Below are 14,176 nucleotides of genomic sequence, written 5' to 3'. Positions count from 1 at the left end.
TCAGCCGCCCACCTTTCCGCCGGCCTCCACAGCGGGGGCCGGGTCATTCGCGCCGACATCCTGCATCGTCGCCTGCACCGCGGGGTTGATCACGTCGGTGACCGGCTTCGGGTAGAAGCCGAGCACCAGCAGGAGCAGGATCAGCGGCGCCACGACCGCCTTCTCCCGCAGGGTGATGTCCTTGGACATGGCCGGCACCTCGGCGAGCGCCGGGTTGAGCGTGCCCTGGGTGGTCCGCTGGATCATCCACAGCACATACGCCGCGGCCAGCACGATCCCGAGGGTGGCCACCACGGCGTACCCCTTGTGGGTGCTGAACGTGCCGATCAGCACCAGGAACTCGCTGACGAACGGAGCCGTTCCGGGCAGGGCCAGCGAGGCCAGACCGGCGAAGAACAGCACCCCGGCCAGCACCGGAACCAGCTTGCCGGCCCCGCCGAAGTCGCTGACCAGCGCCGATCCGCGCCGGGCCACGAACATGCCGACCACGAGGAACAGCAGGCCGGTGGCCAGACCGTGGTTGACCATGTAGAGCACCGCGCCGGTCCCGGCCTGCGTGGTGAAGGCGAAGATGCCGATGCCGATGAAGCCGAAGTGGGCGATCGACGTGTACGACACCAGCCGCTTCAGGTCGTTCTGTCCGACCGCGAGCAGCGCCGCGTAGATGATGCCGATCACCGCGAGAGCCATGGCGGCCGGGGCGAACCAGCGCGACGCCTCCGGGAAGAGCGAGAGGCAGTAGCGCAGGATGCCGAACGTGCCGACCTTGTCCATCACGCCGACGAGCAGCGCCGCGGCGCCGGCCGGGGCGGCCCCACCGGAGTCGGGCAGCCAGGTGTGGAACGGGAAGAACGGCGCCTTGATCGCGAACGCCACGAAGAAGCCGAGGAACAGCCACCGCGCGGTCTCCTGGTCGATCTGGGCGGTGCCCTTCACCAGCTCGGCGAAGTCGAACGTGTGCCCGCCGAGCGCCCACAACCCCACCACCGAGGCCAGCATGAACAGGCCGCCGACCAGGCTGTAGAGGAAGAACTTGACTGCCGCGTACTGCTTCTGGCCGCTGCCGAACGAGCCGATGATGAAGTACATCGGGATCAGCATGATCTCGAAGAACACGTAGAACAGGAACACGTCCGCCGCGGCGAACACCCCGATCATCGTGAACTCGAAGGACAGCAGCAGCGCGAAGTAGGCGGGCGCCGACCGGGTGCTCTGGTCGACGTCGTGCCAGCTCGCCAGGATGACGATCGGGAACAGGATCGCGATCAGCAGCAGCATGACGAGCGCGATGCCGTCGGCCGCGAAGGTGAGCCGGGCGTCCCAGGACGGGATCCACGCATACGACTCACGGAACTGGAACCGGTCGCCGCCGATGGTGAACGCGCCCCACATGACGGCGCTGAGCACCAGGACGACCAGCGACCAGCCGAGCGCCACGATCTTGGCCAACTGCGCTTTCGTACGCGGAATGAAGGCCACCACCAGGGCCCCCACCAGCGGCAACGCCGTCAGGATGGACAGGAACGGGAAGTCTTTCACGCCAACCACCCCAGCTGGATCGCAAGGAACGCGCCGACCACGAGCATGGCGCCGGTGAGCATGGACAGCGCGTACGAACGAACGAATCCGGTCTGGAGCCGGCGCAGTCTGCCGGACCCACCGCCTACCGCGGCCGCAAGGCCGTTGACCAGTCCGTCGATGCCCTTACCGTCGAGGTAGACGAGCGCCCGGGTGAGGTAGATGCCGGGCCGTTCGAAGACCGCCTCGTTGAACGCGTCGGTGTAGAGGTTGCGCCGCGCCGCGGTGACCAGGACGCCGGCCGGCTGCGGCTCGAGGTCCGTGCCGTTGCGGAAGAGCGACCAGGCCAGGCCCGCGCCGATGATCGTGACCAGCAGCGACAGGATGGTGATCACGGTGTGCGAGAGGACGCCGTGCGCCTCCTCGCCGTGCTCCCCGAGGACGGGGGTCAGCCAGTCCGGCACGCTGGTGCTCATCAGGAAACCGGCGCCGACCGAGCCGATCGCCAGCAGGATCAACGGGATCGTCATGATCGCCGGAGATTCGTGCGGGTGCTTGTTGTCCTCGGTCCAGCGGGCCGGGCCGTGGAAGGTCAGCACGAAGAGCCGGGTCATGTAGAAAGCGGTCAGGCCGGCGCCGATCAGCGCCGCCATCCCGAAGACCCAGGCCTCCCAGACGACCTCACGCTCGAAGGCGGCCGCGATGATCGGCTCCTTGGAGAAGTAGCCGGACAGCGGCGGGATGCCGATGATCGCGAGCCAGCCGGTGCCGAAGGTCAGCCAGGTGATCTTCATGTGCTTCGACAGGCCACCGAACCGCCGGATGTCGACCTGGTCGTGCATCCCGTGCATGACCGAACCGGCCCCGAGGAACATGTTGGCCTTGAAGAACCCGTGCGCCAGCAGGTGCACGATGGCCAGCGCGTACGCCCCGCCGCCGAGCCCGACGCCGAGGAACATGTAGCCGATCTGGCTGACCGTCGACCAGGCCAGGACGCGTTTGATGTCGTCCTTGGCCGCGCCGATGACACAGCCGATCAGCAGGGTCAGCGCGCCGACGCTCACCACGACCAGCTGCAGCGTGGTGTTCGCCGAGAAGATCGGGTTGGACCGGGCGATCAGGTAGACGCCGGCGGTGACCATGGTCGCCGCGTGGATGAGCGCGGAGACCGGGGTCGGGCCCTCCATGGCGTCCGGGAGCCAGGCCTGCAACGGGAACTGGCCGGACTTGCCGCAGGCGCCGAGCAGCAGCAGGATCCCCATGATCAGGATGGTTCCGGCGGCCAGCGAGTCGACACCGCTGAAGACGTCGGAGTACTGGGTGCTGCCCAGCTCCGTGAACATCAGGAAGATGCCGATCGCCAGGCCGGCGTCGCCGACCCGGTTCATCAGGAACGCCTTCTTGCCTGCGGTGGCCGCCGACGGCCGGGTGTACCAGAACGAGATCAGCAGGTAGGACGCCAGACCGACGCCCTCCCAGCCGAAGTACAGCATCACGTAGTTGTTGCCCAGGACCAGCAGCAACATCGCCGAGACGAAGAGGTTGAAGTAGGCGAAGAACTTGCGCCGGCCCGGGTCGTGCTCCATGTACCCGACCGCGTACAGGTGGATCAGCGAACCGACGCCGGTGATCAGCAGGACGAAGACGCCGGCCAGCGGGTCGAAGAGCAGGCCGAAGTCGACGTTCAGCCGGCCGACGACGATGAAGTCCCAGAGGCTGAGCTCAGCCGACCTCTGCGAGGCCTCCAGCCCGGCCAACTTCACAAAGAAGATCAGCCCGAGTACGAACGAGGCCGCCACCGAGGCGACGCCGAGCCAATGGCCCCATCTGTCGGCCCGTTTGCCGAGCAGCAGCAGGATCGCCGCGCTGGCCAGCGGGAGCGCGACGAGCAACCAGATGTTGCTCAGCACTCCCGTCGCCGGGGCGTAAGTGATTTCCACGTCAAGCCCCTTCAGTACTTCAGGAGGTTCGCGTCGTCGACGCTCGCCGAGCGCCGCGTACGGAAGATCGACATGATGATGGCGAGGCCCACCACGACCTCGGCCGCCGCGACGACCATCACGAAGAACGAGATGATCTGGCCGTCCAGGCCGCCGTTGATCCGGCTGAAGGTGACGAGCGCCAGGTTCGCCGCGTTGAGCATCAACTCGATGCACATGAACAGGACGATCGCGTTACGGCGGACGAGCACCCCGGCGGCGCCGATGGTGAAGAGAATCGCCGACAGCACCAAGTAGTAATCAGGTGTCACTTCGCTGACCCCCCTGCGATCCGTTCGCTGCGCTCACTTCTCGGTTCCCTTCGGCGCGGCCTCGGTCGGAGACAGCTCGCGGATCGGGAGGATCGGCGAGATGCTCCGCTCGGCCCCGTTGCCGTCCGGCAGACGACCCGGCGCGGCCACCGACATGGTGTTGGCGTAGACGCCGGGGCCGGGCTTCGGACCGGGGTAGTTGCCCGGACGGAAGCGCTCCTTCATCAGGGTCAGCTGGTCCCGCTTGTCCTCCTTGGCCTTCTCGACGTGCGCCAGGATCATGGCGCCGACCGCGGCGCTGATCAGCAGCGCCGAGGTCACCTCGAAGGCGAAGACGTACTTGGTGAACAGGAGCGAGGCCAGCCCCTCGACGTTGCCGTTCTTGTTGGCCGCGTCCAGGCCCACCGTCGGGTCGCCGCCGAGAGCGCGTGCCAGGGCGGTGCCGATCAGGGCGGCGAAGCCGACGCCCAGCACGATCGCGGCGATCCGCTGGCCCCGCAACGTCTCGATCAGCGAGTCCGACGCGTCCCGGCCGACCAGCATCAGCACGAACAGGAAAAGCATCATGATCGCGCCGGTGTAGACGATGATCTGGACGAAGCCCAGGAACGGCGCCGAGTTGATCACGTAGAAGAACCCGAGGTTCAGCATCGTGACGACCAGCCACAGCGCGGAGTGCACCGCGTTGCGGGCCAGCACCATGCCGAGCGCGCCGATCACCGCGAGGGAGCCGAGGATCCAGAAGGCGACCTGCTCACCGGTGGAGACGGCGGTCATGCCGCACCTCCGGTGGCGTCCTCGGCCTGGTTGGTGGCCCACGGTGCCCGCTCGGCGCCGACCGACGTGCCCGGGTTGGTGAGCGCGCCGACGTAGTAGTCCTTGTCGGTCTCGCCCAGGCGCATCGGGTGCGGCGGCTGCTCCATGCCGGGCAGCAGCGGGGCCAGCAGCTCCTTCTTCGTGAAGATCAGATCCTGCCGGTTGTCCCGGGCCAGTTCGTACTCGTTGCTCATGGTCAGCGAACGGGTCGGGCAGGCCTCGATGCACAGACCGCAGAAAATGCACCGGGCGTAGTTGATCTGGTAGATCTTCGCGTACCGCTCACCCGGCGAGAACCGCTGCTCGTCGGTGTTGTCGCCACCCTCGACGTAGATCGCGTCAGCCGGGCAGGCCCAGGCGCACAGCTCGCAGCCGATGCACTTCTCCAGCCCGTCCGGGTGCCGGTTGAGGATGTGCCGCCCGTGGTAACGCGGCGCCGGCTTCGGCGGGGAGAACGGATAGTCGGTGGTGATCACCTTGCGGAACATGTGCGCGAAGGTCACGCCGAACCCTTTGAAGGAGCCGGTAAACGTGCCCACGTCACACCTCCTTCGTTTCGGGCTCGCCGCCGACGGTGGCGGGGGCGCGTTCGGCCACGGCGCGACGGGCGCGGGGGCTCGGCGGGACCTGGAGGTCCATCGGCGGGACCGGGAAGCTGCCCGGTGGCCGCTGATGCAGCTCTTCCTCGATGGAGAGCTGCTTCGGTTTCTTCGGTGACGGCCAGCCCCAGGCGACGGCCAGGACGAGCACCGCGACGATCGCGGTGGTGGTCCAGCGGGCGGTGTCCGAGATCTGGCCGCTGCGGGCGACCTTGAAGAACGCCAGGAAGAGGATCCACACCAGGTTGACCGGGATGAGGACCTTCCACCCGAAGCGCATGAACTGGTCGTAACGCATCCGGGGGAGCGTGGCCCGCAGCCAGATGAAGCCGAACAGCAGGATCAGCACCTTGCCGAAGAACCAGAGCAGCGGCCAGTAGCCGGAGTTGGCCCCCTCCCAGAACGTGGTGATCGGGGCCGGAGCCCGCCAGCCGCCCAGGAACAGCGTCGTGCAGAACGCCGAGACGGTGATCATGTTGATGTACTCGGCGAGGAAGAACAGCGCGAACTTGAACGACGAGTACTCCGTGTGGAAACCGCCGACCAGCTCGGACTCGGCCTCGGGGAGGTCGAAGGGTGCCCGGTTCGTCTCACCGACGGCCGCGATCATGTAGATGATGAAGCTCGGCAGGAGCTGGACCGCGTACCAGCCGGGGGCGGTCATCTCCATCCCGAAGATCTCCACCGGGTTGCCGGACGCCTGCGCCTTGACGATCTGCGAGGTGCTCATCGTGCCGGCGGTCATGAACACCGCGACGATGGACAGGCCCATCGCGACCTCGTACGAGATCATCTGCGCGCTCGACCGCAGACCGCCGAGCAGCGGGTAGGTCGAACCGGACGCCCAGCCGGCCAGCACCACGCCGTAGACGCTCATCGACGAGCAGGCGAGCAGCACCAGCACCGAGACCGGCACGTCGGTGAGCTGCAGCGCGGTCTGCTGGCCGAACATGTTGACCACGCCGCCGAACGGCATCACCGCGAAGGCGGTGAACGCGGTGGTCGCGGAGATCACCGGAGCGATGAAGTAGACCACCTTGTCGGCGGTCTTCGGGATGATCTCCTCCTTGAACGGCAGCTTCACGCCGTCGGTGAGGCTCTGCAACCAGCCGTTCGGGCCGACCTGGTTGGGGCCCGGCCGGACCGCCATCCGGGCCACGACCTTGCGCTCGTAGTTGATCGTGAAGAGCGTCAGGAGCAGCAGCATCACGAACAAGCCGAACAGCTTGATCAGCGAAATCCACCAGATGTCGTTCTCGAACGTCTCCAGGGTGGGGTCGACGGCGTGTGCCGCCAGCACGAACGAACCGCTCATCGCGCCACCTCCGCTGCGCTCCGGCGTCGCGACGAGCCTTCGACTGTGCTCATGAATCCGCTCGCAAGCTCGCTCATTGCGCCATCTCCTCGGCGAGGATCGGGCCGGGCACCCCGGCGGTCAGCTTGACCACCGCGCCGGAGGTGACGCCGAGACTGCGCCGGACGGTCGAGCCCGGCGAGTTGGTCGGCAGCCACACCACCCGCGGCGGCAGGTCGGTGATCGCGGCCGGCAGCGTGACCGAGCCGCGGACGGTGCTCACCGTGACCAGGTCACCGTCGCCGGCGCCGATCGACTCGGCGAGATCCTTGCCGATCCTGGCCACCGGCGGGCGGGCCGTGCCGGCCAGAACCTCGTCGCCGTCGAGCAGGGAGCCCAGATCGATCAGCTGGTGCCAGGTGGCGAGGATCGCCTCGTCGTCGGCCGGTGAATTGGGCCGGGCCGCCTCGGCGGTGGGCTGGGCCGGGCTCGGCGCCGTGCTGCCGGGCAGGGCGCCCAGCTCACGACGGATCGCCATGACGTCCCCGGTGTTCAGGGTGACGTCGAGCAGGGCGGCGATCGCCTCCAGCACCCGGCCGTCGGTCATCGCCGGGCTCTTCAGCACCGCACCGAACGACCGCAGCCGGCCTTCCCAGTCCATGTAGGTGCCGGCCTTCTCGGCGGCCGGCGCGATCGGCAGGACCACGTCGGCCCGCCGGGTCACGGCACTCTGCCGCATCTCCAGGCTGACCAGGAAGGGCACCGCGTCGAGCGCCTCCTCCGCCAGCCGCGGGTCGGCCAGGTCGGCCGGGTCCACACCGCCGACCAACAGGGCGCCGAGGGTGCCGTCCGCGGCCGCCGCGATGATCCGGTCGACGTCCCGGCCGACCGTCGCCGGCAGCGTGCCCGGCTCTGCCTTCCAGGCCAGCGACAGCTCGGCGCGGGCCGCCGTGTCGGTGACCGGACGGCCACCGGGCAGCAGGTTGGGCAGGCAGCCGGCGTCGATCGCGCCGCGGTCGCCGGCCCGGCGGGGCACCCATGCGAGGCGGGCGCCGCTGCGGGCGGCCAGGGCCGCCGCCGCGCTGAGACCGCCGGGCACGGTGGCGAGCCGCTCGCCCACGATCAGCAGCGAGCCGGGCGCGCTGAGCGCTCCGGCGACGGCCGGATCGGTGCCGAGCAGGTGCGCCTCATCGCCCGGGACGGCCACGACGAGGGCGGCGCCGAGCTTCTCCAGACCCCGGGAGAGGTACGGGGAAACCGCGGTGATCCGGAGCTTGCCCTTCCGGTGGCCCTTGCGCAGCCGCAGGAAGAGGATCGGCGCCTCCTCCTCCGGCTCCAGGCCCACGAGCAGCACCGACGGCGCGTTCTCCACGTCCTCGTAGGTCACTCCGGTGGCCCCGGCGACGTTGGCGGCCAGGAAGTCGGCCTCCTCGGTGGTCCCGGTCGACGATCCGGTGGCACGGACCGGCCGGGCCCGGAAGTCGATGTCGTTGGTGCCGAGGACGGTTCGGGCGAACTTGGCGTACGCGTACGCGTCCTCCACCGTGAGCCGGCCGCCGGGAAGGACCCCGACGCCGCGTTCCCGTGCGGCTTTCAGGCCCTCGGCCGCCGTCAGCAGCGCCTCGCTCCAGGCCGCCTCGCGCAGTTCACCGGTGGCCGCGTCGCGGACCAGCGGTGTCATGATGCGGTCGGTGGCGGCGGCGTAGCGGAAGCCCCAGCGGCCCTTGTCGCAGTTCCACTCCTCGTTGACCGCCGGGTCGTCGCCGGCCAGCCGGCGCAGCACCTTCCCGCGCCGGTGGTCGGTGCGCTGGGCGCAGCCGGAGGCGCAGTGCTCGCAGGCGCTGGGCGTGGAGACCAGGTCGAACGGGCGGGCGCGGAACCGGTACTGCTCGCCGGTGAGCGCCCCGACCGGGCAGATCTGGATGGTGTTGCCGGAGAAGTACGAGTTGAACGGGACGTCACCCTCGCCGTCGCCGACCTGGCCGTCCCCGGTGCCGTCGCCGCCGAAGAAGTCGTCCCGGTAGACGTTGATCTGCTCGCCGGAGGAGCGGTCCATCAGGTCGATGAACTTGTCGCCGGCGATCTCCTCGGAGAACCGGGTGCAGCGCTGGCAGAGCACGCACCGCTCCCGGTCCAGCAGCACCTGGCTGGAGATGTGGATCGGCTTCTCGTACTCCCGTTTGTGCTCCTTGAAGCGGGAGTCCGCCCGGCCGGTGCTCATGGCCTGGTTCTGGAGCGGGCACTCGCCGCCCTTGTCGCAGGTCGGGCAGTCCAGCGGGTGGTTGATCAGGAGCAGCTCCATCACGCCGGCCTGTGCCTTCGCGGCGACCGGCGAGCTGAGCTGGGTCTTGACCACCATGCCCTCGGCCACCGTCTGGGTGCAGGAGGCGACCGGCTTGCGCTGGCCCTCCACCTCGACGAGGCACTGCCGGCAGGCACCGGCGGGGGCGAGCAGCGGGTGGTCGCAGAAGCGCGGGATGGCGATGCCCATCCGCTCCGCCACGCGGATGACCAGCTCACCCTTCGCGGCGGTCACCTCGACACCGTCGATGCTCAGGTTGACGCTGTCGGGCTTCTTCTCTACGTCGGTCATCAGTGCGCTCCAACCAGGGACTTCTCGGACAGCCGCGGGGCGGTCCGGCCCTCGATGTAGTCCAGGTAGTCCTGCCGGAACCACTTCAGCGTCGACACGACCGGCGTGGCCGCGCCGTCGCCGAGGCCACAGAAGGACCGGCCGAAGATGTTGTCCGCGGTGTCCTGGAGGGTGTCCAGGTCGGCGTAGGTGCCCTGGCCGGCGAGGATCCGCCGGTAGGTGCGAACCATCCAGTAGTTGCCTTCACGGCACGGTGTGCACTTGCCGCACGACTCGTGATGGTAGAACTCCAGCCACCGCCACGTGTTGTAGACCGGGCAGTCCTGGTCCGAGAAGATCTGCATGGCCGTGGTGCCGAGAATCGAACCGGCGGCCGCCACCCCTTCGAAGTCCATCGGGGTGTCGATGTGCTCGGCGGTCAGGATCGGCGTCGACGAGCCGCCCGGCGTCCAGAACTTCAGGTTGTGGCCCTGCTTCATGCCCCCGGCCAGCTCGATCAGCTCGCGCAGGGTGATGCCGAGGCCGCACTCGTACTGGCCCGGGTTGGTGATCCGGCCGGAGAGCGAGTAGATCATCGGGCCGGCCGACTTCTCGGTGCCCATGCTCTTCCACCAGTCCGCGCCGCCCAGCACGATGTAGGGCACGCTGGCGATGGTGCCGACGTTGTTGACCACGGTCGGGCTCGCGTACAGGCCGGCGATCGCCGGGAACGGCGGACGCAGCCGCGGCTGCCCGCGGAAGCCCTCCAGCGAGTCGAGCAGCGCGGTCTCCTCACCACAGATGTACGCGCCGGCGCCGCTGTGGACGACCAGGTCCAGGTCGAATCCCGAGCCGAGGATGTTCTTGCCGAGATAGCCCTTGGCGTACGCCTCCTGGACCGCGTGGCGCAGCCGCCGCGCGGCGTGCACCGCCTCGCCCCGGATGTAGATGTAAGCCCGGTTCGCCCGGATCGCGTAGGAGGCGATGATCGCGCCCTCCACCAGCGAGTGCGGGTCGTAGGTCATCAGCGGCAGGTCCTTGCAGGTGCCCGGCTCGCCCTCGTCCGCGTTGATCACGAGGTAGTGCGGCTTGCCGTCGCCCTGCGGGATGAACCCCCACTTGAGGCCGGTCGGGAAGCCCGCACCACCGCGACCGCGCAGACCGGAGTCCTTGATCAGCTGGATCAGGTCGTCCGGGTGCACGTCCAGCGCCTTGCGCAGCGCCGCGTAGCCGTCGAGCCGTTCGTAGACCCCGATCCGCCAGGCGTCCGGCGAGAGCCAGCGCTTGGTCAGCACCGGTGTGAGCTTCTGGAGGACCTCCGGCCGTGGCTGGGTCACTTGCCTTCCTCCTTGACGCTCGGGATCGGCTTGTTCGCGGCGGCCTGCTCACTGACGATCCGCTCGCCCCGGGTGCTGTCCCCGGCGGGTTTGCCGTCGCCCGCCGGTTCGTTGCTCGCCACTCCGGCCTTCTCGGCGGGAGTCGTCGGCGCCGGGCTGGTGGTCTCCGGCTCGCCGGGCGTGTCAGCGGTGGGGTTACGGGACTCCGCTGCCCGTACCTCCGGGTCCTTGACGTCTCCGGTCCGGGCCGTCACCGCGCCGCTCACCGTGCCCACCGCGCTCTTGACCGTGCCGGCGACCTTCTTCGCGACCGCCGCGAGGCGGCTCTCGGCCGGCTCGGCCGGCTTCGGCGGCAGCGCCGTCTCGTCACGCGCCGGCTTCGTCTTGGTGATCGGGGTGTCCGGGTCGAACCCGGCCACCGCGACGCCGTGCTCCTGTGCCAGCCGCACGCCGCGCAGGGTCGGCGCACCGGCCACCCCGTCGGCCACCGCGCCCTCGCGCGGGTCGGCGAAGCCGGCCAGCTGGACCTGCATCTCGCGCAGCGAACAGATCCGGGCGCCCCGGGCCGGCGTCGGCCGCTCTCCCTTGCGCAGGCTGTCCACCAGCTCGACCGCGCTCTCCGGGGTCGCCTGGTCGACGGTGAAGTCGTAGTTGACCGTGACCACCGGCGCGTAGTCGCAGGCGGCGAGGCACTCGGCGTGCTCCAGCGTGATCCGGCCGTCGGGCGTGGTCTCGTCGTGGCCGACGCCGAGATGCTCGGACAGCTCGTCGTAGACCTCTTGGCCGCCCATCACGTTGCACAGCGTGTTGGTGCAGACGCTGACCAGGTACTCACCGGTGGGCCGGCGCTTGTACATGGTGTAGAAGGTCGCGACCGCGCCGACCTGGGCCTTGTTGATGCCGAGCAGGTCGGCGCAGAACGCCACCCCGTTCGGGCTGACGAAGCCCTCCTCGGTCTGCACCAGGTGCAGCAGCGGCAGCAGCGCGGAGCGCTCCCGGCCGGCCGGGTAGCGGCCGAGAATCTCGAGCGCGGGCTCGAGGAGTTTCGCCGCCAGTGGCTCGGCGGCCGGCGAGAATTCCACCGTTGTCATCGGTCACACCCACCCATCACGGGATCCAGCGAGGCGCCGCCGGCGATCACGTCGGCCAGCAGGGCGCCCTCGGCCATCGCGGGGATGGCCTGAAGGTTGACGAAGCTCGGCTCGCGGTAGTGCACCCGGTACGGATGGGTGCCACCGTCGGAGACCGCGTGCACGCCGAGCTCACCGCGCGGGTGCTCGATGGCGACATAGACCTGGCCGGGCGGAACCCGGAAGCCCTCGGTCACGAGCTTGAAGTGGTGGATCAGCGACTCCATCGACGAGCCCATGATCTTGGCGACGTGTTCGAGGGAGTTGCCGAGCCCGTCGAGGCCGAGCGCGAGCTGAGCCGGCCAGGCGATCTTCTTGTCCTCGATCCAGATAGGCCCGGGACGGAGACGGTCCAGCGCCTGCTCGACGATCTTGAGTGATTCCCGGATCTCCGCCATCCGGACCAGGTAGCGGCCCCACACGTCGGCGGTCGTCGCGGTGGGCACGTCGAACTCGTAGTTCTCGTACCCGCAGTACGGCATCGTCTTGCGCAGGTCCCAGGGCAGACCGGCCGAGCGCAGCACCGGCCCGGTGACGCCGAGGGCGAGGCAACCGGTCACGTCCAGCACCGCGACACCCTGGGTGCGCTGCTGCCAGATGATCTGGCCGGAGAGCATGGCCTCGTATTCCTTGAGCTTCTTCGGCAGGTACACGAGGAAGTCGCGGATCTTCTTGATCGCGGACTCCGGCAGGTCCTGCGAGAGGCCGCCCGGGCGGATGTAGCCGTTGTTCATCCGCAGGCCGGAGGTCTCCTCGAAGATGTCGAGGATGTATTCGCGCTCACGGAAGCCGTACAGCATCATCGAGATCGCGCCGAGCTCCATGCCGGTGGTGGCGATCCAGACCAGGTGCGAGGCGATCCGCTGCAACTCCATGAACATGACGCGGATCGTGTTGGTCCGCTCGGTGATCTGGTCGGTCACGCCGAGCAGCTTCTCCACGGCGAGGCAGTAGGCCACCTCGTTCGACATGTTGGAGAGGTAGTCCATCCGGGTCACGAAGGTGACGCCCTGGGTCCAGTTGCGGTACTCCAGGTTCTTCTCGATCCCGGTGTGCAGGTAACCGACGACCGGACGGCACTGGGTCACCGTCTCGCCCTCGAGCTCGAGCACCAGCCGGAGCACACCGTGCGTGGACGGGTGCTGCGGGCCCATGTTGACGACGATCTTCTCGTTGCTGAGCGGGTCGACGGTGGCGGTGAGGGAGTCCCAGTCGCCACCGGTGACCGTGAAGACCCGGCCCTCGGTCGTCTCGCGCTCGCTCGCGTACTCAGATGTGGTCACTGGTAGACCCTCCGCTGGTCGGGAGGCGGAATCTCGGCGCCCTTGTACTCGACGGGCACGCCGCCGAGCGGATAGTCCTTGCGCTGGGGGTGGCCCTCCCAGTCGTCCGGCATGAGGATCCGCGTCAGGTTCGGGTGGCCGGTGAAGACGACGCCGAACATGTCGTAGATCTCCCGCTCCTGCCAGTCGGCGGTCGGGTAGACCCGGGTGACGGTCGGAACCGGGACGCCGTCGGCGACCGCGACCTCCAGCCGTACGCGCCGGCGATAGGTCATCGAGGTCAATTGATAAGCGATATGAAAACGGCGCTCGTCGGACCCGAGATAGTCCACCGCATCGACGGAAGAACAGAGTTCGAACCGGAGCGCGGCGTCGTCACGCATTGCCTGACACACCTCGACGATATGCTCGACACGAACGTGAAGTGTGAGTTCCGCCCTATCCACCACCACTTTTTCGATGGCTTCGGAGAGAGCTGGATAAGCTTCCTCCAGCGCGTCGTAGACGTCGTCGAAATACTCACCATAGGGCCGCGGGCTGTCAAGAACAGCAGGCCTGGGGCGTTCCAGGCGACCGAAGCCGGAGACGTCCCCGGTGCCTTTGACTCCGAACATGCCTTTATCCGGGCTGGGCGGCGTCTGTGCGGGAGCACCCAAATGCGCGCCCACCGGGGCGCCACCATCGGTTCCGGGCTGAATACTCATTTGTGAACCTCCCGCAAATGCGGCTGGAGCTTCATCCAGTTCTCGATCCGCAATTGCTCCTCGCGCCCCTCTTTCACAGCCTGGGTCCATTCCGCGCGGCGTGCCTTGTCCACGCGGTAGGAAGACGGCATGGCGCCCGGCGCGACGATCGGACCCCGGCCCTCGGCCAACCGGGCTTCGAGCATCTTGCGGCCGTTGGGGCCGAGAGGCTGCGCCATGACCTTCTCGCGCATCTTGAGAATCGCGTCGATCAGCATCTCGGGCCTCGGCGGGCACCCCGGTAGGTAGATGTCGACCGGGACGATGTGATCCACGCCCTGCACGATGGCGTAGTTGTTGAACATGCCGCCGGACGAGGCGCACACGCCCATCGAGATGACCGACCGCGGCTCCGGCATCTGGTCGTAGATCTGCCGGACGACCGGGGCCATCTTCTGGCTCACCCGGCCGGCCACGATCATCAGGTCGGCCTGTCGCGGGGAGGCGCGGAACACCTCCATCCCCCAGCGGCCCAGGTCGTAGTGGGGACCGCCGGAGGCCATCATCTCGATGGCGCAACAGGCGAGGCCGAAGGTGGCGCCCCAGAACGACGACTTACGGGCCCAGTTGGACAGTTTCTCCACGCTCGTCAGCAGGATGCCCGACGGGAGCTTCTCTTCGATTCCCATAACG

The 14,176-nt window shown here is 68.5% G+C and carries 12 protein-coding genes; all 12 read right to left on the bottom strand.

Going from position 1 to position 14,176, the window contains the following annotated elements; all coding sequences use genetic code 11:
* Complete coding sequence (locus AB0I88_RS07040) at positions 1-1,539, bottom strand: NADH-quinone oxidoreductase subunit M (protein ID WP_361019506.1); 1,539 nt, start codon at positions 1,537-1,539, stop codon at positions 1-3.
* Positions 1,536-3,458 carry an NADH-quinone oxidoreductase subunit L gene (gene nuoL / locus AB0I88_RS07035; protein WP_361019503.1) on the bottom strand — a complete coding sequence of 641 codons (1,923 nt, stop codon included), beginning with the start codon at positions 3,456-3,458 and terminating at the stop codon, positions 1,536-1,538. The genes AB0I88_RS07040 and nuoL overlap by 4 nt, the downstream gene beginning before the upstream one ends.
* A gap of 11 nt (positions 3,459-3,469) precedes the next feature.
* Positions 3,470-3,769, bottom strand: coding sequence for an NADH-quinone oxidoreductase subunit NuoK (nuoK, locus tag AB0I88_RS07030; protein WP_183225904.1), 300 nt, complete (start codon positions 3,767-3,769; stop codon positions 3,470-3,472).
* 33 nt (positions 3,770-3,802) lie between these two features.
* Entirely contained in the window at positions 3,803-4,546 is a 744-nt protein-coding gene (locus tag AB0I88_RS07025; RefSeq protein ID WP_361019500.1) for an NADH-quinone oxidoreductase subunit J, read from the bottom strand.
* Positions 4,543-5,124 (bottom strand): NADH-quinone oxidoreductase subunit NuoI, encoded by a 582-nt coding sequence (nuoI, locus tag AB0I88_RS07020; RefSeq protein ID WP_361019497.1) that lies wholly within the window; start codon positions 5,122-5,124, stop codon positions 4,543-4,545. The genes AB0I88_RS07025 and nuoI overlap by 4 nt, the downstream gene beginning before the upstream one ends.
* 1 nt (position 5,125) lies before the next feature.
* Positions 5,126-6,481 carry an NADH-quinone oxidoreductase subunit NuoH gene (gene nuoH, locus AB0I88_RS07015; RefSeq protein WP_361019926.1) on the bottom strand — a complete coding sequence of 452 codons (1,356 nt, stop codon included), beginning with the start codon at positions 6,479-6,481 and terminating at the stop codon, positions 5,126-5,128.
* 91 nt (positions 6,482-6,572) lie between these two features.
* On the bottom strand, positions 6,573-9,071 hold the full coding sequence (locus AB0I88_RS07010) for an NADH-quinone oxidoreductase subunit G (RefSeq protein ID WP_361019495.1): 2,499 nt from the start codon (positions 9,069-9,071) through the stop codon (positions 6,573-6,575).
* Positions 9,071-10,387, bottom strand: a complete 1,317-nt coding sequence (nuoF, locus tag AB0I88_RS07005; protein WP_361019492.1) for an NADH-quinone oxidoreductase subunit NuoF — start codon at positions 10,385-10,387, stop codon at positions 9,071-9,073. Before nuoF ends, AB0I88_RS07010 begins: the two co-directional genes overlap by 1 nt.
* Positions 10,384-11,478, bottom strand: a complete 1,095-nt coding sequence (gene nuoE / locus AB0I88_RS07000) for an NADH-quinone oxidoreductase subunit NuoE (protein ID WP_361019489.1) — start codon at positions 11,476-11,478, stop codon at positions 10,384-10,386. The genes nuoF and nuoE overlap by 4 nt, the downstream gene beginning before the upstream one ends.
* Positions 11,475-12,800 carry an NADH-quinone oxidoreductase subunit D gene (locus tag AB0I88_RS06995; RefSeq protein ID WP_361019486.1) on the bottom strand — a complete coding sequence of 442 codons (1,326 nt, stop codon included), beginning with the start codon at positions 12,798-12,800 and terminating at the stop codon, positions 11,475-11,477. The genes nuoE and AB0I88_RS06995 overlap by 4 nt, the downstream gene beginning before the upstream one ends.
* Entirely contained in the window at positions 12,797-13,504 is a 708-nt protein-coding gene (locus AB0I88_RS06990) for an NADH-quinone oxidoreductase subunit C (protein WP_361019483.1), read from the bottom strand. The genes AB0I88_RS06995 and AB0I88_RS06990 overlap by 4 nt, the downstream gene beginning before the upstream one ends.
* A complete protein-coding gene (locus AB0I88_RS06985) occupies positions 13,501-14,172 on the bottom strand; it encodes an NADH-quinone oxidoreductase subunit B family protein (protein WP_361019481.1) in 672 nt (223 codons plus the stop codon). Before AB0I88_RS06985 ends, AB0I88_RS06990 begins: the two co-directional genes overlap by 4 nt.
* Positions 14,173-14,176 lie beyond the last annotated feature (4 nt).

The organism is Actinoplanes sp. NPDC049802 (assembly GCF_040656595.1).
Classification (GTDB): Bacteria; Actinomycetota; Actinomycetes; order Mycobacteriales; family Micromonosporaceae; genus Actinoplanes.
Note: the sequence above shows the minus strand (reverse complement) of the source record. Positions and strands in the feature narration are given on the sequence as shown.

Coding starts and splice junctions, on each gene's coding strand:
- AB0I88_RS07025 (WP_361019500.1), bottom strand. CDS start 4,546: ATGACCGCCGTCTCCACCGGTGAGCAGGTCGCCTTCTGGATCCTCGGC.
- AB0I88_RS06985 (WP_361019481.1), bottom strand. CDS start 14,172: ATGGGAATCGAAGAGAAGCTCCCGTCGGGCATCCTGCTGACGAGCGTG.
- nuoE (WP_361019489.1), bottom strand. CDS start 11,478: ATGACAACGGTGGAATTCTCGCCGGCCGCCGAGCCACTGGCGGCGAAA.
- AB0I88_RS07010 (WP_361019495.1), bottom strand. CDS start 9,071: ATGACCGACGTAGAGAAGAAGCCCGACAGCGTCAACCTGAGCATCGAC.
- AB0I88_RS06990 (WP_361019483.1), bottom strand. CDS start 13,504: ATGAGTATTCAGCCCGGAACCGATGGTGGCGCCCCGGTGGGCGCGCAT.